Here is a 24,272-nt window from a genome sequence, read left to right on the forward strand (position 1 = left end):
CAGCCCCTCTAACGCCAGGCTGCCCGCCCATCAACCTGATAGCATTTATCCCGGCGCTGTTGCTGCCTGGCCGGCAGAACGAGCCAAGCGTCGCCAGCCATTCAGCGTCCGGCGACAGCCCTTGAACCTAGCGAAGAGTCCCCATGGCAATCGCCCTTATCCTCGGCATTCTGGTAGGAGCCGTCCTCGGCGTGACAGGCGCGGGGGGTGGGATACTGGCGGTGCCGGCCCTGGTCGCCGGCATGGGCTGGTCCATGCAACAGGCCGCCCCGGTAGCCCTGACGGCGGTGGTCAGCAGCGCGGCGATCGGCGCACTCGAGGGGCTGCGCAAAAGGCTTGTGCGCTACCGTGCCGCGATCCTGATGGCGATCAGCGGGGTGCCCTTCACCTTGCTGGGCCAGCAGCTGGCGCAGGTCATTCCGCAGCCCTGGTTGATGGGGCTGTTCGGCGGCATCATGTTGAGTGTCGGTATTCGTCTGCTGCTCAAGCATGGTGCCCACGCCATGCGCGTCGAAACCACCATGGGCGCCCTGGCCCGCATCAATCCGCAAACCGGGCGCTTTCACTGGTGCTGGGGTACCGCGCTGCTACTGGGCGGTATTGGTGCCCTGACGGGCTTGCTCACGGGTCTGCTGGGGGTCGGCGGTGGCTTTGTCATAGTGCCGATGCTGCGGCGCTTCACCGATGTCTCGATGCATGGCGTGGTCGCCACGTCGCTGATGGTGATCACCCTGGTGGGCAGCGGGGGCATCGCGCTGGCGCTGGCCCAAGGCGCGGCGATGCCGATGCAGGCCACGCTGCTGTTCGCCATGGCCACCGCCGCCGGCATGGCCAGCGGACGCCAAGTTGCCGCCTACCTGTCCGAACAGGCCGTGCAGCGCGGCTTCGCCCTGCTGCTGATCGTCGTGGCGCTGGCGCTGATGGTGCGCGCCAGCCTCTGACCCGGCGGCCGCAGCGCCGAGCTAGAAATCGACGATATTCAACCCGCCATTGCCGAATTTTTCCGGTTCGTGGCCCACGGCGAACAGGCGGAAATCGTTATGGGCGAAGTTGCCCAGGTACTTGCCCTGGGTCGCCAGGGTCACGCCGATATCCTGCTGGCGCTCCAGGACGTTCTGGCTCAACGCCAGGTCGAAGGCCAGCAACTGGCTCTCCACCCCGGCCAGGGTATTGGCATCGGCCACCAGGCTGCGGTAACAACCTGCGAGGGTGGCACCGCCGCCGGTGGCATTGCCGGCCTGTTGCACCTGCTTAAACATCTCGTCGCCCAGACGCACCTCGCGCAGGCGGTTATTGCGCAGGCGCAGGTGACCCGGGCCACGCAGCAACTGGATACGCCCGTCGCGAATACCTGCACCGAGCATTTTCATCTGCGTGTCATTGAGGGTCTCGCCATGACTGGACTCGCCATACAATGACAACCGCCCCAGCAGGCGATTGTCGGTCAACAGGGTGTCGGCGTCGGCGTCGGCCAACGCCAGGGCGAAGCCGGGCTGGTTGATCAGCAGGAAGCCGCGCAGGCGCCCCAGGGCCATGCCGATTTGTCGTTGGCCGACCTGTTTGTCCAGTCCCGTGCGCAACGCCAGCAGCGCTTGTTGCTCGTCCGTGTCCAGATTGAAAGGCGCGGTACCGTTGCGCAGCAGGGCATCCATCTGGCTGAAAAGGGTTTTGCGTTGCGCCGCGGTGTACGCGACGAAGGCGTCCACCACCTTGGCCGACACCGGCGCGAACAGGCTGTCCTTGGCCAGGCTGGCTTCGAAGGGCGCCAACAAGGGCACGGCCTTGATCAGGTCGATACCCCGTTGCGGCGAGATACGCTGATACGCGTCCAACACGCACCCGGACAACTCGACCTGTGCCGCCCCCTCGATCTGCAACAGGCTGTTGCCGGGGTCGGTCAGGCCCATCAGCCGCATCCCCTGCAAGCGCACCTCCTCGCAACGGACCAGGCGTATCACCAGGCCATCGCCCAGGCTGTTGATCTCGAAGTCGCGCAGGGTGACCGAGCCGAAGTTGAACAGGTTGAATTCCTGCTCGCGCACGATCAGGCGGCTGGCCGGACCGGCGCCATGGATATACAGGTAGGTGTTTTCCGTGACCCCCAGGTCGATGCTGTCCGAGAGCATATGCGCGCCCGGCAGCAGGCACAGGCAGATATCACGACGGCCCTGGTCGACCAGGGTCTTCAGGGCCTGGTCCAGGGTGGCGAACTCGCCGCCCTCGCCGACACTGGTGCAGCAGCCCCCGCCATGGTTCTTCAGGCATAGCGCATCGAGCGCCTCCTGCACGGTATTGATGCCCTCGGCCAGCATGTCCGGGCATTTGCTCGAGTCGTAGGCCACTTGCGCCGCCACGGCCAGGCGGGCGGAAAAATGCAGGTCGTTGTACTTGCCGGCCACCGGTTGTCCGGCCTCCAGCAACTCGGCCCGGCAGCCCTGGTCGAGCACATCGGGGGCCAGTCGCCAGACGACCGCCGCCACCCCCTCGGCGCTGGTGTTCACCACCTCGCTGAGGCTGCCGTTGGACAGCAGGCCAGCGGTCGCGGTGAAGCGTACCTGGGCCCCCACCACGGGAAACTGGCCGTTGAACACCGCCACCTCGAGCGGGCTGGGCAGGGCCACCGGCTGCGGCGCCAGTGGATCGGGCATCACCTGCTGGCCATCGCCGCCCAGGTAATACAGGTTGGTCAACTGGCTCAGCGCCGGAAACAGCGAGCGACAGTCGGTCAGCGTGGTCCAGGCACTGCCCTGGCAGCGCAACACCGCCAGGCGGGTGAACGCCCGCAGGATGCCCTGGGGTGCGACAAATTGCGGTTTGTTCGCCTCACGGGGCCATTCCACGTCCGCCGTGGCCGTGCGCGCGGGCACCGTCCAGTAGTCGGCCACCCGGTACTGCCCGGGCACGAACTTGATCTCCACCCCGTCTTCCAGTTCGACCCAGCCGTTGGCGCTGTTGGGCGCGGCCGGCAGCAGTTCGGCCCAGCCATCCCAGCGACGTACCCGCGGGTTGCCGCTGAAGGCGGCCTTGGTCAGTGCGCCGGTGGCGCTCGCCAAGTCGAGGGTCACCACGTTGCCTTCGGTCTTGAGCACCTGCACCAAGGGGCCGGGTTGGCCGAGCAGGTCGTGGGTGTCGCTGTAGAATTCCAGCCAGCAGCCTGCGGTAATCGCCAGGTAGGCGTCCCGGCCGATACTGGCGACTTCGAATTCGTTGGCGTTCGGCTCGCCCAGCCAGCGGGTCACCCGGGTCTGGATACTGCCGTTATCCCGCGACCACTTGTAGCGCAGCTTGCTGCCCAGGCTGCCGTCCTCATGGATCTCGACCCGGTAGAGCAGGTTCTCCAGGCGCCGGAAGCCCGCCTCGGGGGTCAGCAGGCAAGGGTCCTTGGGCGGCGTGCTGGGTTCGGCGCGGGCCGCCATCTTGCCATCTGGCGCCGCGCTGAAGCTGGTCCAGGGCTCGGCGCTGAGGCAATTGAGGTTGGCGTTCAAGTCACCGGCGCGGAGCAATTTGACCTGCCACACCAACTGGTCGCGAGTGGCGGTATCCGGGCCGCCCAGGGCCACCTCGCGGATCAGCGGATCCTCCAGCGCGGTGACATGCCGCAGCCAGGCTTCCAGATAACCGATGTACAGGCCGTCCTCGGGGGCGATCGCTGCGCCGCTGGCGTCATAGACGCGAATGGCGTTCAAGGCCGCCGCCCCGGGTGGCGGCAACGCCAAACGGCGGCCGCCGGCGGGCACTATGGGCGACACGTTCGCCGGGACATGGGACTGGGTCAGGAGGGTCAGCGCCAGTGGGTTATCGCACAGCAGGCCCTCGACATAGTAGCGGCCGGCGCCGATATCGATGTTCTGGCCGTTGCCGGTGAGTTTGAAACCGGCCTGGGCCCACGGCCCGGCGCCCTGACCCAGGGTGTCGCGGGTCTCGGTTTCGAGGCGGCGGTTGAGGATGTCCTGTTGCTCGTTCCAGTCGGCATCCAGCTGTACCCGGCCCTGCTGCATGCGCACGGCCCGGTAGTGCTGGCGCGGTTGATCGGTGGAGCGAGTGAGATCGGCTTTCATGGGATCGTCCTGATAATGACGCGGTCAGTTCGCAAGCTCAATTGACAAAAATCACCCCGGCCTCCAGGCCGAAGCGCAGGTACTCGTCCAACGCCTGGCGCAGGTTGGCCTCCCGTTGAGGCTGCTGCAGCAGGTTCCACACCCCCATCTCCGCACCGTTCTCGGCCCCGGCGCGGATCTCCGGCGCAGTCGACAGGCTGAGCTGGGCATAGGCCGGATGGCCGAAGGTCACCGCGGTAAATGCGGGCGTGACTCGCACCTGCTCCAGCTTGGCCTGGCTGGCCGGCAGGTCGCGGGTCACCAGGTCCGGCTGGCAGCGATAACGCCGCGGGGTCAGCGACGTCGGCGGCAGGTAGCTGAAGCGCACGCAGCCGGTCTGCCGGCGGGTGATCTGCACCAGGTCGTCGAACAGGCTGTCGCTGGCGTGCAGCTCGCCGGCCGCCGTGCCGCCGAACACCGTGCAGCGGGCCAGGCTCAATGGCGTGTCTGGCAGCGCGAACGCCTGGCCACTGGCATTGTCGAACAGGCTATCGACGGCGCCGACCCCAGCAATGGCGTTGTCCACCCGGACCGGCCCGCACAGGCAATGGCTCAGCTCGAGGGCCAACTCGCTGCCGCTGCCGGTGTGGCGAATGCCGCCCGGCAGCAGGCTGCAGTGGCGCAGGTTGACCCGCCGCAACGCGCCGCTCAACCCCAGTTCACCGTCGAGCAGCAGCCCGGACAGGCTCAAGCGGGTATCACCGTTGCCCCGCAGGCGCAGTTCGCCGATCAGCACCGGCCGACGGCGATTGAGCGCCTCGATGGCCAGGTGGGTGTCCGGCAAGTCGAGGTCGACCATCAGGACCTCGGTGCTGTCGTTCATCAATCGAACCAGGGTCCGTGAACCGGGCACCACCGCAGCCAACGCGGCAGCCAAAGTCGGCTGATCGCCGGGCACGCGCAGCAGCGCGTCGAAGTCCGACGGGTCGAGCAACCCCAGCGCCGCCTCGTCTTCGCGCCGCAGGGGACGGCGGTCGTAGGGGCCGCCACCGATATCCCCGGGGAAACCGTAGGCATAGGCCACTTCCACCCGGCCGGCGCTGGCCCCCGCAGGGAGCGCGATCCGCCCCAGCACCGGGTCGAAGCCCACCAACGACTGCCCCGCCAGCGCGGGGAAACTGCGGTCCGGCCGACCGGCCTTGCGCGCCGTGACCAGCAGGCTCTGCGGCGGGCGGCGCCACTCCTCGGGCACCACGCCGGGCAGCGGCGACAGGTTACAGACCAACAGATGCTCGGGCGGCACCTCGACGCCATCCAGCCAGATGCGCAGCACGGCACCACCGGCGACGTCGGCGAAATAGGCCAGGCGGGGTTCCTCGCCGTCGGTCAGGGCCTGGCGCAAGGCCGTCAACTCGTCGTGCAGCACTCGCCGTGACAGGGGTTCCGGGACGTTGATCGGTTGCGCCAGCTGGGTGATCTCGGTTTCAGTGCGCGGCCGGTTGAACAGTAGCCCGTCGTGCTTCAAGGGGTCGTCGACGAACGTCCGACCCAGGGCATCGAAACTGTAGAAGCCCTGCAGCGGCAGCAGCCGTGCACGGGCCGTGGCCCGCTGCAGCGCATAGGCCTGCAGCCGCCACAGGTACAGGCCGAGGTTGGCGATGTTGTAGCGCCCGGCGGACAGGGGCCGGACCTCGCCGCTGTGGGCAGTGCGATCAAAGGGCCCGTCGAGCCGCTCCAGGCGCGCCGCATCGCGCAAATCCGGGGTACGCAGGTTGTGCGGGCGCAGATGGTTGAGCGATTGGGTGGTGGCCAGCAGCTCGAAGAATTCCACGGCGCGGGCGCGCCAACCGCTGGTGTCGAATGCCAGTTGCTCCAGCACCGGCACGGTGCCCTTGCGCTGGCGCAAGCGCAGGCTGTTGGCGACATAGGCGCGCATGCCGAAGGCCTGGGTACCGCTGACCGAATAGAGGCCCCGCACGCCGAGCAGGTCGCCGATATAGGGGATCAGCCAGTCGTCACAGGTTTCGATAAACCAGTTGTCGTACAGCTGGGCGATATCCGCCTCGAGCAGGTCGCCCTGCTCGGCCAGCACGCCCAGCAAGGCCCGCAGCGGACCACCCTGCTCGGCATCGCGGGCGCGGTAGAAGGCCGGCAGCTGGTTCAGCAGGAAGTCGGCGTCGATGGTCATAAGGTCAGCTCCGTCAGCAGCACATCCAGGGGGTCAAGCAGCAACAGCTGCGCCGGCAGGATCTGCCCGTCCTGCCAACGGGCGCCGCGCGCGCGCAGGCGACCGTCGGGGCCGGCGACGCTCTGAACCTGCAAACCGTCCTGCAGGCGCAGCGTGTCGAGGTCGATACGCGCCACCCCCGGGACCGCCTGCATCACTGCCAGCACCTCGCTGCCGCTCAGGGACTGACCATAGCCCCGGGCGGCGAAGCCAAAGGCCGCGCCCAGGGCCTGGTGCAGGGCGGCCAATACCTGGGGGCTGGTATAAGCCGGCTCCACCCGCACCTTGGCACTCAGGCCGAAGCGCCGAATCACCCCGGGTTCGACGCGCAACGCCTGGTGCGCCGGGCGTACCCGATCCACCGCCGCCACCAGGTTGCGAAACAGCGCGGCGCCGGGTTCCAGTGGCTCTCCATCCACCGCGCTGACCGTCAGGTGCACCAACCGCCCCTCGCCATTCCACAACCACACCGCCTGGGCCTTGCCGATGCCGGCAAACGCCGCGGCAAAATCCTCGAAGTCGCGCAGCGAGACGATACGATCCAGGGTCAACACGGTCAGCGGTGCATTCTGCCGCGCGCGCTCCCGGGGTTCGGGGTCGGTGCCGCCCGTTGCCGCCACCGGATTGATCACGTCCTTGACACCCAGGGGCCGGTTCAGCAGCAGGCTGATCTGGCCCTGCCCGACATTACCGGCCGCGCCGATGCCGACCCGGTAGCGGGCCTGGACGTTCATCTGCCCGCTGGGCAGGCGGCGGCCATGCTCGCCATCGCCGAACTGCACCCAGGTCGTGCCATCGTCGTCGCGGCGCAACAGGTAAGCGCTGTCCTGGGCCGTCAGTTCGCCGATGCGCGCGGCTTCCTGCCAGCGCAGGCCATCGACCCGCACCTCGAGGGTGCTGGCGATGCCCGTGGCAGTGGGCGCGCTGACATGGGTCAGGGGTTTCTGGCGCAACGCGAAGCGTTGGTAGGCCCGACTGCCGTCGCCGCTGCCGAGCACCTCGGCCTGTACCTGCATCTGTTTGCTGTCGCCATGGCTGGCCGGCGCCACATTGGCATTGATGCGCAGGGTCGACGGCAGGTAGGCATTGAGCAAGTCGCTTTCCAGCTCCAGGCGCGAACGGCCGTTGACCACCTCGTTGCGCCGCACCTGCACCACTTCCGAGGCGAACCCCAGCTCGACCTCGAACACCTGCCCCTCGGCGAAGGACAGCCTGGCCTGCACGCCGTCGCGAGCGATCTCCAGGGCCGCCAGGGGTTGCCCCGCCAACAGGCGCTGGCGGGCCTGGGCGTTCTGCGCCAGCGCAGGCAGGGTATTGCCGCTGAGCGCCAACCAACGCTCAGGCTCGAGACCGGGCTGCAGGCGGTCCAGGGTCAACAGATGCCCGTTGATAAAGCCGGAGCGTGGACGGCTGGCCCAGGGCAGCAGCAAGGACTCGCCGAACACGCTGGTGTCGCGCAGATGTTCGTTGAAGCGTTCGCGCAGCTGTTCCCCCTGCAGGCTCAGCCGACTGGTCTTGGTGCTGAGGGTAAAGGCCGCACGGGCGTCCTCACGGTTATCCAGCACCCGGTACAGCTCCTGGTAATCGGGGGTCGCCAGCACCAGCCAGCTGCCACTCACCATCCGCGGATGGCTGGCGTCCAGGTGCACCGTGTGCACGTCCCGGGGGTACAGCCGGTTCTGCGCGATGATCTGCTTGGCGAGGCCCGGGCCGGACCAGCGCAAGGCGATGGAGGCGTTCGCCGAAATCTCCCTGTATTCCAGGCGCAGGTCGAGCTTTTGCCCCGCAACCAGGTTGTTCAGTACCGCGCTGTGTTCCAGGTCCACGTCGCTGTTGGTCCACTGGTCGATCAGCAGTTGACCGGCGATCCACAGGCGTACGCCGTAGTCGGCTTTGACAAAGAAACTGTAATTGCCGCTGGCCGGAATCTGCAGCCAGCCGCTCCAGCGGATGGAAAAACTCTCGCTGTCGATCCCCGGGGCCGGACTGCCGGTGCCCCAGTCGAAATTGATCGTGGCGTCGGTGCGGGTCAGTTTGCGCTCCTGCAAGTCGTCCCGGTCGAAGTACTCGCCGTGCAGGCCACTGCCGCTGGCCACGGCCGTCGGCGGATCGGAGATGTCCGCCAAGGTGAAACCGGGCCACTGCCGATAGAGGCTGATCGGCGCCTGGTCGTCGTTGTCGAAGCCCAGGTAACTGGCGCGCAGGCTGCGTGGCATGGCGCGCCAGTCCGGAGCTGCCTGGCCGAACAGGGCGGCCTTGGTGCGCAGGGCATAACAGCGCGGATTGAGCTGGGCGGGATCGATCGGTGGCTGGTTAGAGCCCAGCGGCTGGTCCAGCGTCACCAGGCTGTAGCCTGCCAGCGGATCGACGCTGGCCTGCGCCGGGGCCACCACCTGCACACGCACCACCCGGCGAAAATCCCAGCGTTCGCTGCCCGGGTCGTTCTGTCGCTCGTCCCCGACCACCAACAAGGCATCACCGGCATTCAAGCCGGTATTCTGCCCTTTCAGGTACAGCACCGTGGCGCCGCGCTGGGGCAGCAGCGGCTCCTCTTGGACCACCTGCAGGGCATTCCAGTCCGCCCGTGCCTGCAGCGCTTGCAGCGTCTCGAACACCTGGGCCTGCTGGTCCTGGCCCGGCACGCTCTGGCAACGTGCCCCGGCGTCGATACGGGCCTCGGCCGGCGCTCCGGGCGCCGTTTCCAGGGTGAAGGCCAGAAAGGTCGAGGCCGCCACCCCGGGGCGCAGTTCATAACCGATGGCCCGGCCGAGTTCCAGCACCGAACGACGTTCGCTGGCCGTGCGCAGGAAACCTTCGTTGACGATCCGCTCCTGATAGAAGCTCAGCACATCCAGCACCCCGGACCAGGCATCCAGTAGCGCCAGCGCCGGATCGTCCGCGGCGCGGCTGGTCAAGGCCTGCAACTCGGGCTGAGCCGCCAGGCGGGCGCGCTGGCTGGCGTAAAAACGACCGTGGGTGCCAACCCGATAACGCAGGCTCGGTTGGCCCGGCGGGTTAAGCGCCTCGACCGGGGTCAGGGGTGTCACCCCGGCACAGCAATCGCAGAATTTGCCGTCGCTCACAGGCCACCTCGCATGTTCAGCCGCAGGCGGCCGTTCTCGGGGAAATTCGGGTCGTTATCCAAGCGCAGCACCTCCAGCGCCGCGGCGCTGATCAGCCCCTCCTCGCGTTCGCCCTTGGCGGTCTTGCCCCAGCGCTGGAAGCGCAGCACCTCGACCGAGGCCACCCCCGGCACGGTCTGCACCGCCGCGATCAGGCGCGACAACGCCAGGCCCTGGCCGAAGGTGAAATGATCGGGGTGGAAAAACCCCCGCTGGCCTTGCTCGTCGCGCACGCTGGCCAGGCGCCGCAGCACGGCGAGCTTGACCGCGGCCGCGAAGTAGCCGGGCAGCACGCAGAGGGTCAATTCGATATCCAGGGCCACATACACCGGCTCGCTGAGGTCCAGGTCATAACCGGCCAGCCGGAAGGTCTCCAGGTGCTCGAGCAACTGTGCGCGGAACGGCGCGTCCAACGGCTTGCCGTCCTTGCGATCGAGGCTGACGAACACCGTGTACCAGCTGCCGGTCCAGCGCAGGCGGGCCGCGGCGCGCTGGACCTCGGGGTGGCGTTCGGCGGCCCGCGCGTAATCCTCTTCGGTCACCGCCCGTTCCTGACTGCGGAACGCCTCCGGGGCGAACAGTTTCACCGCCTCGGCGCTTTCCGGTTCGGCCCCGCCCTGAGCCGCCAGGGGGTTGCGCACCCGGTCGACGAAGGGCGCGATCGCCAGGTCGTCGCTGACCAGCCGGGTGATGCTGTCCGCCCCGACATTGCCCAGACTGCCGCCACCCTGGCGGTAGCTGGCCAGCAGGCGGCTGCCCGGCTCGGGTTGCAGTCCGAAGCGGTTATCGCCGAAGCGCAAGTAGACCGCGCCGTCGGCTTCGGTTTCGACCACGAACTCCTGGGCGAAACGGTCACTGCCGAGCAGGTCACGCTGCGGCCGCCAGGGCGTGCCGCCGGGCAAGGGCTGGTTGCCGAACTGGTCCGGATCGTCCGGCAACAGTTGCATATCGGCTGGCCGGGCTCGACGAGGGTCCTGGCGCAGGGCGCGCCGGGCCGACCAGCCGGTCTCCAGCGCCGTTTGATGGGCATAGGGTTCGGCGTAGGCGATGCCGAACTCCCCCAGACGCGGACGGTATTTGCCGCTCAGCGGCACCGTCGCCGGCAGCAACGCCTCATATGCCCGGCTCAGGCCATGGTCGGCCAGCACCACGTTACCGCGGGCCACCGCGATCTCGCGCACGACCTGGGCGCCACCCTGCTCGAACTCGGCGCTGACGCACAGCGCGAAGGGCAAGGCATCCTCCTCGTGCCAGCGCACCAGCTGCAGCGGGGTTTGTGTCAGGGCATCGAATCCCGGCTCGACCGCGACCAGGCGCACCGGGTGGCGGTGCGAACGATCGGCATCGGCGCCGGTGCCCAGGGTCGGGCTAAGCACCTCCTCGAGGATCATCACCATCCCCGGTTCCAGGGCCAAGGCCGGCTCGTCCACCAGCGCCGCCTCCAGCGCGCCCCGGCCCAGGCAGAAGGCCGTGTCGCCCCAGGCGTGCAGGCGGATACGGTTGTGCGAGGACTGCAGGCGCAGCGCGTGCAGGGTCTCGAACACCTGGGTGTTGGCGTCGGGCAACAACTCGAGGGTCGCCAGACGCACCACCGCTGCATTATCGACGCCCCGGGTCAGCAGCCGGCTGCGGGCGGGCAATGACTGGCCATCGGCACCGGCGCGGACCTCCAGGGTGACGTGCACACGACTGTTGCAGCCGTCGTGAATGGGGTAGCCGAGCAACCGCGCGTGCCGACGCAGGGACACCCGGCGCCGCGCCGTACCCAGGTAGGCCTCGGTGGCGACGGCGTCCTGGTAGTAACTCAGCTGATCGCCGACATAGGCCAGCATTTCCACCAGGGCCACGGAAAAATCCGCCGGATCGCGCTCCTGGAAGCCGGGAATCAACTGCCCCATGCGATCGAGCATCAGCCGCCGGAAACTGCTGAAATCCTTGGCCAGGTAGTCGAGCAAGGGTTCGAGCGGCGCGGTCGGCAGGCAGGCACTCTCCTCGGCGCAATCGAATTCCGACGGGCATTGGGCCTTGAAGCTGAAACGAATGCTCGACAGGCAGGGGTCGAACCCCGCGGGCACCTCGTCCGGCGCCGCCGGGTCGAGCAGCACGAAGTCATACCAGGAAAAATCGCCGGCACGGTCGACCGTGATCTCCAACTGCTTGCCATTGACCGTCAGGCTCTCGATGCGAATGCCGCGAATGCGCACCCCGCCGTCGATCCGGCAGTGATCCAGGGTCAGGCCGAACACCGGGTGGACAAAGACCAGCTTGAGGCTGCGCTGATCCTTGCTCGTTACTTCCAGGTAATCGATGCCATTCAGGCTGGGCGGCTGCAAGTCGCGCAGCAGCTGCAGGCGGTGGGGATTATCGCTGCGAAATTGGCGTTTCATCGGGCTTTCATCCTTGTGCCAGACCGCGGCTGAAGGTCGCCAGTTGGCGCTCCCGATCACGGCGGACCTGGTAGAGCACCGTTACGTTGAGGCGCGCATCAAGCGTCTCGAGCAGCACCTCTTCCACCTCGATCAGTTCGCCCAGCCACTGCTGCAGGGCGCCCTGCACGGTCATCTGCAACGCGGCCGCCAAAGTGTCGCTGTTGGGGGCGAACACCAACTGCAGCAGGCCGCAGCCGAAATCGGGACGGTTGACCCGCTCGCCGGGCACGGTGAACAGCACCTGCTCGATCTGATTGCGAATCCGCGCATCGTCGAAGACCTCGGCACTGCGGCCGCGCGAGTCGATGCGAAAGGGGAAATCCAAGGCCATGTCAGACTCCTGAAACCCGTACCTGGGTGACCACGACCTGCATCGGCGTACCGGTCGGGGTGCAAATGGAAGTGCTGGACTGCAGCAGCACCGGTTGTCCACCGGCCAATACCCGGGTGGCGCCGACCAACCACTGGCCGCTGACGCAGGGGCCGTTACCGGCCGACGGCGGCGGCATGCTGCAGCCGGCGATCACATAGGGCGCGGCCAGGGTGGTGACGGGCTGGCCGGACAGGGTCACCCGGGGAAACGGCGCGGTAGGGGTGGCCTGTCCGCCATGGGCACAGAGCACCGTGGCGCCGACATGCAGGAGAAAGCCAGGCATCAGCGTTTCCCCGCGGGCGATGGCACCCGACCGTCGATATCCCTCGCGGGGCTTGATTTGCCGGACAACGCTGCAACGCTGCATCCCTTCATGGCGGTTCTCCTTGGCCCTAAATCACGGTCAGTGCACCCTGGTTGATGTTCACCGTCGGCCCGGTCAGCATGATGGTCGCGCCCTGGCCATTGCTGATGGTGATGCCGATCTCATTGATTGAAATCATCGCGCCCAGGGCGGTCTTCAGCAGAATGCCGCCGGTGGGCCCCGGCAGGTCGGAGATCATCAAGCCGTTCTGGTTGCCGGTCTGCAGAACGATGCTCGGCGACACCGGCAATCCGGCCAGGGCCAATACCGGCACCTCCGCCGCGCTGGCCCAAAAGCCACCCACCCAGATCGGGTAGTCCTGATCGCCCTGTTCGAACTCGACCCAGACCCCGGCACCGATCTGTGGCACGACAAACACGCCACTCTGCTTGCCCGCCAGCGGCACGCAGGGCATCGCCCAACTGGACAGGCCGATGCCGAGCACATCGGGCACCTGTACCTGGATCCGCCCCATCTGCATGGGGTCGAGGTTGTTCAGCACCATGCCGCGGTACTTGCCATAGAATTTGCCTTCGCTCATGCCGGCACCCTCGGTACGGTTGAAATCAGGCCATTGCGGGTCAGGGTGAAGCTCTGCTTGAACTCGCCCGGCTTGAAGCTGCTGCTGACGGTCTTGACGTAGTAGAGGCCGTCGAACGCCGCCCCGGCGCCGCGCACCCCGACCAGTTGCCGCGCCTTGAGGATATGGCCATAGCGCAACACATCGACCGAACCGGTGGCGGTCACCACATCGGCCGAGCCGGCCGCGGCCGCCAAGCCTTTCGACAGCGCCGCCATGGGCGACAGCTTGGCGGTTTCCTTCATCAGGTGAATGGACTTGGGCAAGGGCGGCAGCGCCCCCAGCGGCGGATTGGCCAGGCTGATATCGGGAATCGGCAGCGGAATCGGCAATTTGCTCAGGGCGTTCTGGATAAACACGATGGGCAGCGACGCCTTGGTGTTATCCACGCTGAACGACAGCGCCTCGACATTGCTGTGGGCGTCCATGCCCAGGTTGAGTGCCGGCTGCGGCACGCCGAGCTTGATCTCGGGGCCCCAGTAGGCGGTGTTCATGCCGGGCAGCGGCCCGGGCTCGACGTAGAACACGTAACCGGCGTCCTTGGCCAGCTGTTGCACATAGGCCAGGTCGGTGCCCTCATGGGTGGGGATCTTGTCCACCGGGACGGGCACGTCGTTGAACAGCGGCGGGATCACCAACGGCACCAGGCCGAACAACGCGTACTTGGCGATGATCAGGGCCACCCGCGCCGGCGCCGGCATGGCCGGATACGGCAGGCCGTTGAACTCCTGCTGGTCCATAGCCACCGAGAGGTCCTCACCGGTGATGGTCAGGGTGCTCTGCCCCGGCTCGTTGGAACCGCTGACCTCCTGCTTGGTGATCAGGCCGTCCATCATCACCATCGGCAGGCTGTTGATGGTCACCAGAATCATTACCCGCAACCAGGGCACGCTGCCACCGGCGAGCAGCAACAGGCTGTGCAACGGCGACTGGTTCTGCAGCGCGAAGCTGATCTGGAAGCCGCTGCGGGTGCCCGCGGCCGAGGTCACCTGGACGGTCTGCAGCGCGTCCATCACCGCCTTGGGCACCGGGACCGGCAACGCCGGCCCGACCAGCAACGAGAGGTGCAGGCCCTTAAGCATGGTCGGCCCCCAGCATGCCCTCGGGCAGCGTCAGGCGGATGCGCCGGCCGATCTCTTCCAGCTCCAGGGGGTGCAGGCTGCCGTTGGCGTCCGGCAAACGCCAAAACTGCTGCGGATCGCCGAGCACGGCCGCGGCCATGCGGTCGAGGCGGTCGCCTTCCACCACCCGATACTCCTGCACGGTCACGAAACGCCCCGGGTCCGGGACAAAGCGCCGGCGCAGGTACACCACCGGCGTCCCCTCGGGGGGTAGCCACTCGGCGGTCTCGACGCTGTGGTAGCGGCTGTTGGGCGCGAATCGACTGTCGTTCATACACAAAGTCCTTTTTTGTTCTGCGCTGGCAAGCCAGGGCGCGGCTAAAACAGGTTACTCAGGCCCAAACTGGCCAGGGTGGCGCTGGAGGCCTTGCGCGCCATGCGCTCCCGGCTCTGGTGGTAGACCATGTACAGGTGGCCACCTTTGTCGCCAAACCCCAGGTCGTTGACGTTGAGGACCCGCATGCCCAGCGAGACCCGCGCGCGGATCGGGTTGAGGTTGATGTCGAACGCCTCCTCGACGATGCTGAACTCGGTGATGCGTACCGGCACCACCCGGGACGGGCTCCAGACGAACAGCGGCAACGGCGCCTGCACCGGAACGATTTCCAGGGTGCCGGCATTGGCCATCTGGTTGTTCCGAATCAGCGCGCCGCTCTCGGGATAGACGATGGTTTCCAGGGCCGCCAGCTGCGGGTGCAACCCGACCTGGACCACGGCGCCATGCTGATCGGGAAATTCCAGCTGGTCGGTGGCGTCCAGCTCCGCCTCGAGCTTGAGGGTTTCCACCGGCGGGCCTTTCAGGCGCAGTGGCTCGCTCAGGGCGGCGCTGCCGCCGGTGCTCTGCGGTTGCAGGCTGCGGGTCAGCAGGTCGGGGGTGTACTGCAGGGTGATCACCCGCAGCACCGCGCCGCTGGACGGGTCGATCAGGATCAGGCCGCCCTTGAGCAGCCGCGGTGACGTGCTCAGACCGGTCATGCCTCGCGCTCCTCTGATTTGGCGTCGCCGAACAGGCTGGACAGCATGCTGCTCGGACTGAGATTGAGCTCCGCCGGCTCCGGCTTGATATCGGAGAGTTTCGGCATGCGGAACCCCTCGATGCTGTCGTAGTGCAGCGGCATGCGCACGCCCAGGCTGAGCCCGGTATCGAATTTGCCGCCCAGCAATTCCCAGGTCTTTTCGGTGCGGACCTTGAACTTCCAGACCCCGGCCTCGGCATACACCCGGGCGTTCAGCTTGGCCGCCAGCACCACGCTGCCGCCGATATAGGCGCTGGCATCGACGCTGAACTTGTCCTTGCTGTAGGCGATTTCACCGCCCAGTTCGGCCTTGCCTTCCAGACCGGCGCTGGCCTCCACGTTCAAGCCGCCGCCGACCTCGGCGATATAGGCGTCGATCACCACGTCGGCGCCGACCTTGCCGGAGATGCCGCCGCCGGCCGGGATGCTGGCCTTGGCCTTGAGCGAGAAACTGAAGTCCGGGTTGTCCTCGAACGGGCTGAACTTGACCGCGGCCTTGATCCCGGTGAGCACCCCGGGACCGACATAGTAGTAATACCCCAGGCTGCCCCAGAGCTTGACCTTTAGCCCGATGGGCCCGATCGAGGCGCCGGGGATCGGAATGCTACCGGAGGCGGAAAAGATCGGCGTGACCTCCTTGCGCTCCGGAAACCGCTTGAACAGCTGGATATCCGGAAAACTCAGCTCGCCATCGAAGGTGATCTTCTGGTTCTCGTCGACCGTGATCGCGGCGCTGGCGACCATGTCCTTCTTGATTTCATAAGACAGCCGGCCCTTGCCGGTGATTTTTTCATTGGGGTGCAACTCGACGACTATGTTGCCTTTGGCGCGGCCCTTGTCGATCTTGATATCGCCCTTGCCGTAGACTTTTTCCTTGCCGTTCTTGTTCTCGTAGGTGGCGTCCACCGTGCCGTCCAGACCGGCAAACGCGAAGCCGGCCTCGCCCTTGGCGACAAACAGCTCGCCGTCGTACCAGAGGCTGGCCTGGATGGGCTTGAGGTAGGGACTCTTGACCTTGATCTTGCCGCGTCCCTGGAAGATCCATTTGCTGCGGGTGTAGTTGAGCTCCAGGGAGGCCTCGTTGCCTCCCGGCAAGTCCAGGTTGACCTTGCCGGTGGCGTCGATCTTGCCGCCCTTGAGGAAGACATCGACCGCGCCGCTCTTCACATAGGGGATCTTGCCGGCCATCTGGCCGGACTCGATATGCACCGCCCCGCTCCACTCGCCGCCCTGGTATTTGACCTCGCCCTTGGCCTCGTCCACCCCCGGCAGATAGACGAACAATACGCCGTTGAACAGCAGGCCATTTTCGTCGGCGCTGACCTCCACTTTGCAGGCCGCGAGTTTCGTCGCGCCGCCGAACTCGAACGCAATGCTGCCCACCGGCTTCAACTTGGGTGCCAAGTCCAGCGCCAACGAGGCCTCGGTGAGTTTCACCCCGGCAAAGGGCGGTTGCAGCTTGCTCTTGTCCAGCGGCGCCTTGAGGCGGAAATAATCCGGCCCGAAGGACACCTCCAGGCGTTTGAGAAATGGCACCTTGGTCGGCGTGATGTAGCCCTCCCCGGCCACGCCACCGGCGACCTGCTCGAGCTTGGTAAAGCGTCCAGGGCTCAGGTAGTCGTAGGTAAAGGCGATACCGGCATCTTTCTTGGCCTTGTCGGAGAGCTTCAGGCTGCCGTCCTCGGCCACGTCCAGCCCGACCTCCTGACCTTTGGCCGGCAAGGTGATCGGCAGGCGCGTGCGATCACGGGCGTCGATCTGGGCGCCAATACTGTCCTTGCCCTTGCCACGGCGGTGCAAGGTCATCAGCAGCAAACCCGGGATGATTTCGGCACCCGCCACATTGGCCGGCTCGCCGGACTCGAAAATCGGCGGGTTCTTGGTTTTTTCGCTGACCCGCAGCACCACGGTGTTGCCACCGGCCATGATCGGATAGTCGATCAGGATTTCGGTGGACTTGTCGGCCTTGCCCTCCGCCGTGGGCTTGCCGAGTTTTTTCGCCGTCTCGCAGCAGGGCCCGCATTTGCCGGCCGCCTTCATCTTGGCGTCCTTGAACACCAGCCGGACCTGAGCCGGGAGTTCCTCGCCCGCCTCTTCCATCTTGCCGGCGATGCTCTGGGCCAGGCCGAACACCTGCTGCTTGATCAGGCTGCCGCTCATACCGTTGTCGGTGCGGTCGAGGACCTGGATGTTTTCCTGGGTGTTGTCGCCGCCAACCTGCAGCTCGATGATATGGTCCATCTCGCAGGTACCGCCGGCCGCCTTGGGGAACTCGGCATCGCCGCCGGCCTTCTGCCAAGCCGCGTTCAGCGCATCGCCGGCCTTCCAACCGCGCTTGTTCAGCCAACGGGCGCGCAGCTCATCGGAGCTCACGCGCATCTGCCACAGGCCCGCCTCCTGGGCCTTGCTGCCGGCCAGGGTGATGGTGCCGCGCAGCGCACGGGCCTTGGACTTGCTTTGCCACTCCTTGAGCACCGGACCTTTGACCTCGTGCAACTCCAGGTGGTCGACCTCGAACGAGGCCAGCTCCTTATCCTTGGTCCCGACCTTGGCCGTGGTCTTCTTCTCCGGCGTGACCTTATGCCCAGTGGTCATTTCCACATCGCGGTAGCGGCTTTCGATCTCGTGATCTTCGCTTTTGCCAGTCCCGGGCGCGGGTGGTGCCGCCGGCTTGGCGGGTTTGCGCGACAACCGCGGCCCGCCCTGGCTCAACTGACCCGATGCCAGCGGCTGGCCGCGCATCACCGTGTCAGCCGCCACATCGGCCTCGCGCTCCAAACGCCAGTAGTCGGCCCCCTGGTCCGCCAGGTTGCTGATGCCCGCGCGCTGAAGGCCCTGCTGTTGCAGCGTGTGGGCCAATTCGTGAGCCAGCAGATGACGGCCCTCGGCGCTGTGCGGTTGATAACGCCCATGGTCGAAGACCATATGCTGTCCAACGGTGTAGGCCTGGGCATCCACGGCCCGAGCCGAGGCGGCGGCGGCACTGTCGTCATGCACCCGCACCCCGGCGAAATCGCTGCCGAAGCGATCTTCCATAAAGGCCCGGGTATCGGCATCCAGGGGACGGCCGGGGCGCGACAGGGTGTCGTCGACGGCAGCGGGCAATGCCGGCTGCGCCTGGTTACCACCGCGCCGCTGCAGGGCCGGGCGCGCCGCGCAACTGTCGCACTCACCGCTGGCGCCCGCGGAAGCCCCACAGGCGCATTTGCGTTGCAGCAACAGGCTGTGCGTGGCCTTGTGCGGCGGGGCCTTCGACGAGGCCGCTTCGCGCTCAGCGGGTGGAACCAGGGCATGTTCGGCCATGACGCTCCTCAGGGCTGCAACTGTTCGGCGATCGCCCGTGCCAGGCGGCGGCCGGTGCGCTCAGGGCGTTCGCCCGGCGCCAGGAAAAAACGCGGAATCTGCAGGCTCTCGGTCTGCCGACTGGGTCCGCCGGCCGGCGCTTGGCTCAGCAGGCGTGACAACTCGCGTTCGAACGCGCCAGCCAGCCGCGCGCCCTCGCGCGGCGTATACCCGGGCAGTACCAGACTGCCTATCTGCAGACGGAGCGCCGGAGCGCTGCTGGCCGGCGGCAAGCCACGTGACGGCCCGGAAGCGAGGGGGCTCATGCCCAATCGCCTATTTCGGCCATGGGCAGGGGCCGTTCCAGCTTGGCGAACTCCGATTCCGCCGCCAGTCGCAGGTGCCCCATGCTGATAGGGCTGTCCTGGTCGGCCGCGAGAAACGCCGCATTCAACGCCAGGTTGCGGATGTGTCCGCCGGACAGCGACAACCGCGCCAGCTTGTCGATGTCCAGGCGGGCCACCGGCGTGGCAGCGGGAAACACCCGTGCCCAGATGGCACCTCGCGCCTGGGCATCGGGAAATGGAAACTGCACGATAAACCGCAGGCGCCGCTGGAAGGCAGTGTCGATGGCCTGCTTGAGGTTACTGGTGAGTATCGCCAACCCGCGGTAGGTTTCGATTCGCTGCAGCAGGTAACTGACTTCCAGGTTGGCATAACGATCATGGCTGTCGCGCACCTCGCTGCGCTTGCCGAACAAGGCATCGGCCTCGTCGAACAGCAGGATGGCACCGCTGGTTTCCGCCACCGCGAACACCCGCGCCAGGTTCTTTTCCGTTTCGCCGATGTACTTGCTGACCAGCGCCGCCAGGTCGATGCGATAGAGGTCCAACTGCAATTCGTTGGCCAACACCTCCGCGGCCAGGGTCTTGCCCGTGCCGCTGCCGCCAGCGAACAGGGCACTGATGCCCAGGCCTCGACCGCTGCGGGCGGCAAAGCCCCACTCGCGATAGACCCGGGTGCGCTGGCGCACCTGGGCGGCAATGGCCCGCAGGCTGGTCAGCGCGGCGTCAGGCAAGACCAGGTCGGCCCAGTCGGCGCGAGCCTCGACCCGCTCCGCCAGGTTCTCCATGCCCCGGCGTGCTTCCGCTCGGCAGGCGTCCCAGAGTTGCTCGGCAGTCAGGCCCGCGTCGACGCCACAGTATTGGCTGACGCGGGCTATCGCGCCGCTGGACAACTGGAACTGCTCGGCGAGGGAGCCCAAATGGCCGTTGAGCCCATCAGCCTGTACGCCCAGGCAATGCTGCCAGGTTTGCAGCCGAGTGCCCGCGTCCCCCCCCAGCCAGGCCAACGGGCGCTGCGGCCGGCGCAGGGGCAGGTGGGCCGAGCCGGTAACCAACACCAGGCCCTGCAGGTGCTCGATAAAGTCGCCGAGGCGCTTGTTTTCCAACGTGCTGGACTGCTCCACATCCAGCCATAACAGCGCATTGTGCAGCAGGGCCTCACGCTCCCAGAGCCGCGCCAGCTGCTCACGCTCCAGTGCCGAGGCCGGCAGGTTGTGCTCGGCCAGACGGAACAGTTTCAGCTCCAGCTGGACCGCCAGGGTATGGGCGCAGCTTTCCCCATCGCCCTGTTCCAGTCGCGCGACCACGGCTTGCGACAGGTTCGCGGCCGCCTGCCACTCGAGGCCAAGCAACGCCACTTCACTGTCGAACGGCACGTTCTCTGGCGAGGGCAGCGCCTGTAGGCGAAACCAGGGTTCCAGACGGGGCTCGACATAACGCAAGCCCGCGATCCGGTGCAGGGTCGATTCGTCCACCAGCAGGCGGGCGTGCAGCGGGCCACCCGCACCCACCGGTTCCAGCAGGTTCCAGCGCCGCAGCCGGGCGGCCGGCGTGATCGCACTCCAGTCAGCGTGGGGCAGCAGCAACAGGGCCAGGTTGAAACTCAACCAGGGTTTTTCCGGATCGCCCTGGGCCTTGGCCAACAGGGGGCGCATCCGCGTGTCGAGCTCGGGCGCCGCCGCCAGCAACAACAGGTCCAGCTCGAAGCGACTGAGTTCCAGGCACTCGCCCAGCGCCGCCAGCGCCGGCGGCACCTCATGGTAGGTGCCCAGCGGCGCCGGTTGGCCCGCCAGCCGCAGGTTGATGTAGAGCATCAGCTCTTCCAGCGCCGTGGCCAGCGCCCGTCGATTCTGCGCGAACTCATGACGCACGCTCATGGTGCCACCTGCGGGCCGCTGAAACGCCCCTCGCCATCGACCTGCAACGGGCTGCTGCCGGCATCCACCTGCAGACGTGCCAGGTAGTTGCCCTGCACCACCTGCCGGTAGGCAATGCTCAGGGTCGTGCTGGACTCGGCGGGCGGGACAATGCCGTTGCCGTCGCTCAGGGCAAAACTGTAGGCATGTGGCGGTCGGTCATTCGGCGGCGCCAGCTCATTGAGCAGCAGGCGCACCCGCTGCCGAGCATCGACCGCTGGCGTGCAGTTCACCGTAATGACCCCCGAGCGGTAGATCACGCCGTTGACCGGCGTGCTGATGCCCCCTGGCTCGACGGTGAAATTGGCCTCGGGGTTAAGGACAAAGGCCTGCAGGTTGGATTCCACGCCCCGGTGCGCGACGGCAGGCGACCCCATCAACTGCGGATGCACCACCTGCACCGTGCAGACACCCGCGCGCAACCCCGGCGCCAACACGGGCGGGCCTGGCACGGGCGGTGGCAGCAGAAAACCGAACTCCAGGCGATCGTTGTCGAGTTGCTGCAGCGCGCCAGTCAGGTCGAGCCCGTTGACCCGCAACAGCACCTGCGGTGCTTTCAGATTGGCGCCACTGAGGCTCAGCAGCGAGCTGGGCAGAATGGGCACCGCCGCGCCATCCAGCGCCTCGACCCGATCCAGCCGCGGTGCACGCAAGGGCAGCGCATAGAGGTTGCGTGAACGCACGGGCAAGGGAGTCCGCGCACTGCGGCTGGATTCCTGCAGCAGCACGCTGATCAGGTAGGCGGCGCTGGGCCGTGCCGGCACCTGGATCGCCGACCAGATACGCGACAGTTCATCGGTGTTGTGATTGAGCGGTGTGATCCGCAGCTGTTCCACTTGGTCCGCCAACCCGGCCAGCTCCAGCTCCTTGGGCAAGTTGGGTTTGTTGGCACCCGGCTTGAGCGCGGCCCGAATGCCCTCGCGACCGAGGCCGGGCGTTTCATGCAGGATCTGCATGGCGGCGCCCAGCAGGATCTCCGCCTGAAAGTCGGCAACGCCATAGGCGCTCAACAGGAAATGCAGATCCAGCGCCAGTGGCGGGTTGGCGATCCGCTCGCCACGGCTGTCGCGACTGGGCAACCCCTGATTGGCCCAGCCGGGATTGCGCGTCTGGTTGTAGAGGAACAGGTTGAGCTGGCAGCTGTTGGCATCCAGGTCGATACGATCAGGCGCGATGCAGCTGACGGTCGGGGTGCCTCCCAGAACATCGTCGAGCTTGAGCGCGGCGAAGCCATTGACCAACAGCTGCTGCAGGGCCGCGGCGGTCGCAGCCAAACCAAGTGCGCTGCTCATGGGCGCCCTCCCCGGCCATTACGCTCACTCAGGTAGGCCTCCAGGGATTGCGCGTCACGACGCGTCACGGCGCGTTCGGGGGGCGCCACCTGCGCGGGGGGCGCCGACGCAAAGAGCTCGATACGGCCGATGCTGATTTCCACGACGGGTACGCTGGCCGGCTCGCGAGCTGCGGCGACCACCAGCGGCGCTGGGGGGGGCGACGCCAAGACGCCGGCCATCGGACTCGCCGCCGCGGTGGCGACTGGCACCAGTCGCTCGACACGCTGTTCGATCAGTTCGCGAGTCACCCGGTCCCGTTCAACGGATTCAATGGAGTGGACCGTTGCTGTCGTCGGCCCGGCCTCCGGCTGCGCGACCGCACCCAAGGGCGTCTCCCTGGTCGCCGCCATCGGCGTAGCCGACAGCGCCCCCGACAGCGGCACCGGTTGGGACAAACTGGGCTGGGTCACCCGCGGTATCGCCGCCATCACCGACAGCTCAAGGGGCTCGATGGCCGCTGGCACTTGCCTCTCGCGAGGCAGTTCCGCCCTGACGGCAGGCTCGGGCAGATTCGCGGCCAGGCTGTTCGCCCCCGACTCCGACTGACTCGGCATTCGGGCGGACTCGACCTGCCGCGGCGCAACCCATTCACTTACCTCCGGCGGGGTGTGCGGCGGCGCCGTCAAGGGCGCCTGCGTATCCCCCTCGAAACGCGACAGTCGCCGCGGGCGAAGGGTGGTCGGGGCCAAAACCCGGCGCGCCAGCAAGCCGAGAAAGTCGTTCATGCAAGCACCCGGGCCAGGTAGCTGGCGCGGCGGGCCGGGCTCAACGCCAGCACCTGGGCCTCGCTCCAGCCGTAGCTGTGGGCCAGCAGGTGAACTTGATCGAGGGTCCGCTCCGCCCATTGCCCCAGGCTTTCCAGCAGGAAACCGCCAATGTCGAACGCCTCGCGCCAGGCGCCGCTGCAACTCGGGCAGACCAGCTCCAGCTCCAGCGCCGCCTGGGGGTCCAGCGTCGCCATGGCCTCGACCAGTTGCGTCCGTAACGCGTCGGGGAGCTGCTCGAACCTGATAGGGACACCGTCCTGTTCGGCGCTCAGCACGCAGCGCCGCAGCAGCCGCTCGCGGGCCTCCTCCAATGACTCGTCGGGGTCGAGGGTCGCCAGATCGTCACTGCAGACCAAGCGGTAATCCACCCGGTAGTTCAGCCAGTCGAGTTGCAGGGCGCAGGTGTCGAGTGGCGACAGCGGTTGGCGCAACGCCTCGCTACTCAGCGCCAACTCCAGGACCTCACCACAGCCTGGGCAAGGCACCACGGCATTGAGCTGGGGGCCGAACAACGCGGTATTCAGCTCCAGCAGCAGCGCATCACGCCGCCCAATCGCGAGCTGCTGGGCCGCCGGCTGCCCATCGGGCAGCAGTGGCGCCAGCAAGGCACAAGGTTGCAACACCGGCGCAAGCGTCCGGCTGTGCTCCCAAACGTCCAGCCAGTCGGCGGCGCTGAGTGCAGGCATGGTGGTGGTCTCCCTTGGGCGAAAGCGCGGAACCGGCTATACCGGGCGCCTGCCATCCTTGACGGGGCAAAACGCCGACGCGGCAAAAACCATCCAGGTTTAGGCGATGTCCTTTAACTCGGTTCGATAAAACTCGGCTCGCTGGGCTCGACCACCTCGTAGTCGCGCTCCCACCCTTCGTTCTCCAGCTTCAATCGCGCGATGGCCACCGCGTTGGCGTTGGCGTCCAAATCCGGCAGCGACTGGAACTCACTGACCCAGCAGCGAAACACCTTGTAGCTCAAGGCCAGTTGTCCGGCTTCGTTGTACAACTCGATGATCAGGTCCTTGCGAAAATCCTTGAGCGAGACCTCCGCGCCCAGCCCCGAGGCAAAATTCCACACCTTGTTGGCCCATTTTTCGAATTCGGTATCGTGGGTCACGCCGCGCTCGAGCGTAATCGCCTCGTACTCGGTGCGGCCAGGGGATTTGCGGCTGCTGCTGGGGTCGCCCCCTTCGCGGTGCTTGACCACTTCGGTGGTGCGTTTTAGAGCCGAGACCTTGCTGATACCGGCGACATAACGACCATCCCACTTGACCCGAAATTTGAAGTTCTTGTACGGGTCGAAGCGCTGGGCGTTGACGGTGAATTGGGCCATTGTGCTGTTCTCCCTACCTGCCTGGCGGGCCTATGG

Annotated in this window: 18 protein-coding genes; 1 reads left to right on the forward strand and 17 read right to left on the reverse strand. The window is 66.9% G+C overall.

Annotated features, from left to right (window positions below; all coding sequences use genetic code 11):
• Positions 1 to 143: 143 nt before the first annotated feature.
• Entirely contained in the window at positions 144 to 941 is a 798-nt protein-coding gene (locus ABWY06_RS21145) for a sulfite exporter TauE/SafE family protein (RefSeq protein WP_353927552.1), read from the forward strand.
• Positions 942 to 962: 21 nt separating this feature from the next.
• Here the strand turns inward: ABWY06_RS21145 and ABWY06_RS21150 are convergent, their stop codons facing one another.
• The 17 genes from ABWY06_RS21150 to ABWY06_RS21230 all read right to left on the reverse strand — a co-directional run bounded on the left by ABWY06_RS21150 (position 963) and on the right by ABWY06_RS21230 (position 24,236).
• Positions 963 to 4,058 carry a DUF6519 domain-containing protein gene (locus ABWY06_RS21150; RefSeq protein ID WP_353927553.1) on the reverse strand — a complete coding sequence of 1,032 codons (3,096 nt, stop codon included), beginning with the start codon at positions 4,056 to 4,058 and terminating at the stop codon, positions 963 to 965.
• A gap of 37 nt (positions 4,059 to 4,095) precedes the next feature.
• Positions 4,096 to 6,225: a hypothetical protein gene (locus tag ABWY06_RS21155; RefSeq protein ID WP_353927554.1), complete on the reverse strand. Its 2,130-nt coding sequence runs from the start codon at positions 6,223 to 6,225 to the stop codon at positions 4,096 to 4,098.
• Positions 6,222 to 9,347, reverse strand: a complete 3,126-nt coding sequence (locus tag ABWY06_RS21160) for a putative baseplate assembly protein (RefSeq protein ID WP_353927555.1) — start codon at positions 9,345 to 9,347, stop codon at positions 6,222 to 6,224. Before ABWY06_RS21160 ends, ABWY06_RS21155 begins: the two co-directional genes overlap by 4 nt.
• Positions 9,344 to 11,773 carry a putative baseplate assembly protein gene (locus ABWY06_RS21165; protein ID WP_353927556.1) on the reverse strand — a complete coding sequence of 810 codons (2,430 nt, stop codon included), beginning with the start codon at positions 11,771 to 11,773 and terminating at the stop codon, positions 9,344 to 9,346. The genes ABWY06_RS21160 and ABWY06_RS21165 overlap by 4 nt, the downstream gene beginning before the upstream one ends.
• A gap of 7 nt (positions 11,774 to 11,780) precedes the next feature.
• Positions 11,781 to 12,146, reverse strand: coding sequence for a GPW/gp25 family protein (locus ABWY06_RS21170; protein WP_353927557.1), 366 nt, complete (start codon positions 12,144 to 12,146; stop codon positions 11,781 to 11,783).
• Between the two features lies 1 nt (position 12,147).
• Complete coding sequence (locus ABWY06_RS21175) at positions 12,148 to 12,471, reverse strand: hypothetical protein (RefSeq protein ID WP_353927558.1); 324 nt, start codon at positions 12,469 to 12,471, stop codon at positions 12,148 to 12,150.
• A gap of 109 nt (positions 12,472 to 12,580) precedes the next feature.
• Positions 12,581 to 13,093: a phage baseplate assembly protein V gene (locus ABWY06_RS21180; protein WP_353927559.1), complete on the reverse strand. Its 513-nt coding sequence runs from the start codon at positions 13,091 to 13,093 to the stop codon at positions 12,581 to 12,583.
• Positions 13,090 to 14,214, reverse strand: coding sequence for a hypothetical protein (locus tag ABWY06_RS21185; RefSeq protein ID WP_353927560.1), 1,125 nt, complete (start codon positions 14,212 to 14,214; stop codon positions 13,090 to 13,092). Before ABWY06_RS21185 ends, ABWY06_RS21180 begins: the two co-directional genes overlap by 4 nt.
• Positions 14,207 to 14,527 (reverse strand): LysM domain-containing protein, encoded by a 321-nt coding sequence (locus ABWY06_RS21190; RefSeq protein WP_353927561.1) that lies wholly within the window; start codon positions 14,525 to 14,527, stop codon positions 14,207 to 14,209. The genes ABWY06_RS21185 and ABWY06_RS21190 overlap by 8 nt, the downstream gene beginning before the upstream one ends.
• 44 nt (positions 14,528 to 14,571) lie before the next feature.
• Positions 14,572 to 15,228 carry a hypothetical protein gene (locus ABWY06_RS21195; protein ID WP_353927562.1) on the reverse strand — a complete coding sequence of 219 codons (657 nt, stop codon included), beginning with the start codon at positions 15,226 to 15,228 and terminating at the stop codon, positions 14,572 to 14,574.
• Positions 15,225 to 18,572 carry an eCIS core domain-containing protein gene (locus ABWY06_RS21200; RefSeq protein ID WP_353927563.1) on the reverse strand — a complete coding sequence of 1,116 codons (3,348 nt, stop codon included), beginning with the start codon at positions 18,570 to 18,572 and terminating at the stop codon, positions 15,225 to 15,227. Before ABWY06_RS21200 ends, ABWY06_RS21195 begins: the two co-directional genes overlap by 4 nt.
• Positions 18,573 to 18,580: 8 nt before the next feature.
• A complete protein-coding gene (locus ABWY06_RS21205) occupies positions 18,581 to 18,877 on the reverse strand; it encodes a hypothetical protein (protein ID WP_353927564.1) in 297 nt (98 codons plus the stop codon).
• On the reverse strand, positions 18,874 to 20,772 hold the full coding sequence (locus ABWY06_RS21210) for an ATP-binding protein (protein WP_353927565.1): 1,899 nt from the start codon (positions 20,770 to 20,772) through the stop codon (positions 18,874 to 18,876). Before ABWY06_RS21210 ends, ABWY06_RS21205 begins: the two co-directional genes overlap by 4 nt.
• Positions 20,769 to 22,103, reverse strand: a complete 1,335-nt coding sequence (locus ABWY06_RS21215) for a Pvc16 family protein (RefSeq protein ID WP_353927566.1) — start codon at positions 22,101 to 22,103, stop codon at positions 20,769 to 20,771. The genes ABWY06_RS21210 and ABWY06_RS21215 overlap by 4 nt, the downstream gene beginning before the upstream one ends.
• Positions 22,100 to 22,870, reverse strand: coding sequence for a hypothetical protein (locus ABWY06_RS21220; RefSeq protein WP_353927567.1), 771 nt, complete (start codon positions 22,868 to 22,870; stop codon positions 22,100 to 22,102). The genes ABWY06_RS21215 and ABWY06_RS21220 overlap by 4 nt, the downstream gene beginning before the upstream one ends.
• On the reverse strand, positions 22,867 to 23,598 hold the full coding sequence (locus ABWY06_RS21225) for a hypothetical protein (protein ID WP_353927568.1): 732 nt from the start codon (positions 23,596 to 23,598) through the stop codon (positions 22,867 to 22,869). Before ABWY06_RS21225 ends, ABWY06_RS21220 begins: the two co-directional genes overlap by 4 nt.
• A gap of 113 nt (positions 23,599 to 23,711) precedes the next feature.
• On the reverse strand, positions 23,712 to 24,236 hold the full coding sequence (locus ABWY06_RS21230) for a phage tail protein (protein WP_353927569.1): 525 nt from the start codon (positions 24,234 to 24,236) through the stop codon (positions 23,712 to 23,714).
• Positions 24,237 to 24,272 lie beyond the last annotated feature (36 nt).

This window comes from Pseudomonas sp., assembly GCF_040514055.1.
Classification (GTDB): domain Bacteria; phylum Pseudomonadota; class Gammaproteobacteria; order Pseudomonadales; family Pseudomonadaceae; genus Aquipseudomonas.

Excerpts from the sequence above, each read along its gene's own strand:
- ABWY06_RS21145 (WP_353927552.1), top strand. The coding sequence starts at position 144 with ATGGCAATCGCCCTTATCCTCGGCATTCTGGTAGGAGCCGTCCTCGGC.
- ABWY06_RS21150 (WP_353927553.1), bottom strand. The coding sequence starts at position 4,058 with ATGAAAGCCGATCTCACTCGCTCCACCGATCAACCGCGCCAGCACTAC.
- ABWY06_RS21155 (WP_353927554.1), bottom strand. The coding sequence starts at position 6,225 with ATGACCATCGACGCCGACTTCCTGCTGAACCAGCTGCCGGCCTTCTAC.
- ABWY06_RS21165 (WP_353927556.1), bottom strand. The coding sequence starts at position 11,773 with ATGAAACGCCAATTTCGCAGCGATAATCCCCACCGCCTGCAGCTGCTG.
- ABWY06_RS21170 (WP_353927557.1), bottom strand. The coding sequence starts at position 12,146 with ATGGCCTTGGATTTCCCCTTTCGCATCGACTCGCGCGGCCGCAGTGCC.
- ABWY06_RS21175 (WP_353927558.1), bottom strand. The coding sequence starts at position 12,471 with ATGCCTGGCTTTCTCCTGCATGTCGGCGCCACGGTGCTCTGTGCCCAT.
- ABWY06_RS21180 (WP_353927559.1), bottom strand. The coding sequence starts at position 13,093 with ATGAGCGAAGGCAAATTCTATGGCAAGTACCGCGGCATGGTGCTGAAC.
- ABWY06_RS21185 (WP_353927560.1), bottom strand. The coding sequence starts at position 14,214 with ATGCTTAAGGGCCTGCACCTCTCGTTGCTGGTCGGGCCGGCGTTGCCG.
- ABWY06_RS21190 (WP_353927561.1), bottom strand. The coding sequence starts at position 14,527 with ATGAACGACAGTCGATTCGCGCCCAACAGCCGCTACCACAGCGTCGAG.
- ABWY06_RS21195 (WP_353927562.1), bottom strand. The coding sequence starts at position 15,228 with ATGACCGGTCTGAGCACGTCACCGCGGCTGCTCAAGGGCGGCCTGATC.
- ABWY06_RS21200 (WP_353927563.1), bottom strand. The coding sequence starts at position 18,572 with ATGGCCGAACATGCCCTGGTTCCACCCGCTGAGCGCGAAGCGGCCTCG.
- ABWY06_RS21205 (WP_353927564.1), bottom strand. The coding sequence starts at position 18,877 with ATGAGCCCCCTCGCTTCCGGGCCGTCACGTGGCTTGCCGCCGGCCAGC.
- ABWY06_RS21210 (WP_353927565.1), bottom strand. The coding sequence starts at position 20,772 with ATGAGCGTGCGTCATGAGTTCGCGCAGAATCGACGGGCGCTGGCCACG.
- ABWY06_RS21215 (WP_353927566.1), bottom strand. The coding sequence starts at position 22,103 with ATGAGCAGCGCACTTGGTTTGGCTGCGACCGCCGCGGCCCTGCAGCAG.
- ABWY06_RS21220 (WP_353927567.1), bottom strand. The coding sequence starts at position 22,870 with ATGAACGACTTTCTCGGCTTGCTGGCGCGCCGGGTTTTGGCCCCGACC.
- ABWY06_RS21225 (WP_353927568.1), bottom strand. The coding sequence starts at position 23,598 with ATGCCTGCACTCAGCGCCGCCGACTGGCTGGACGTTTGGGAGCACAGC.
- ABWY06_RS21230 (WP_353927569.1), bottom strand. The coding sequence starts at position 24,236 with ATGGCCCAATTCACCGTCAACGCCCAGCGCTTCGACCCGTACAAGAAC.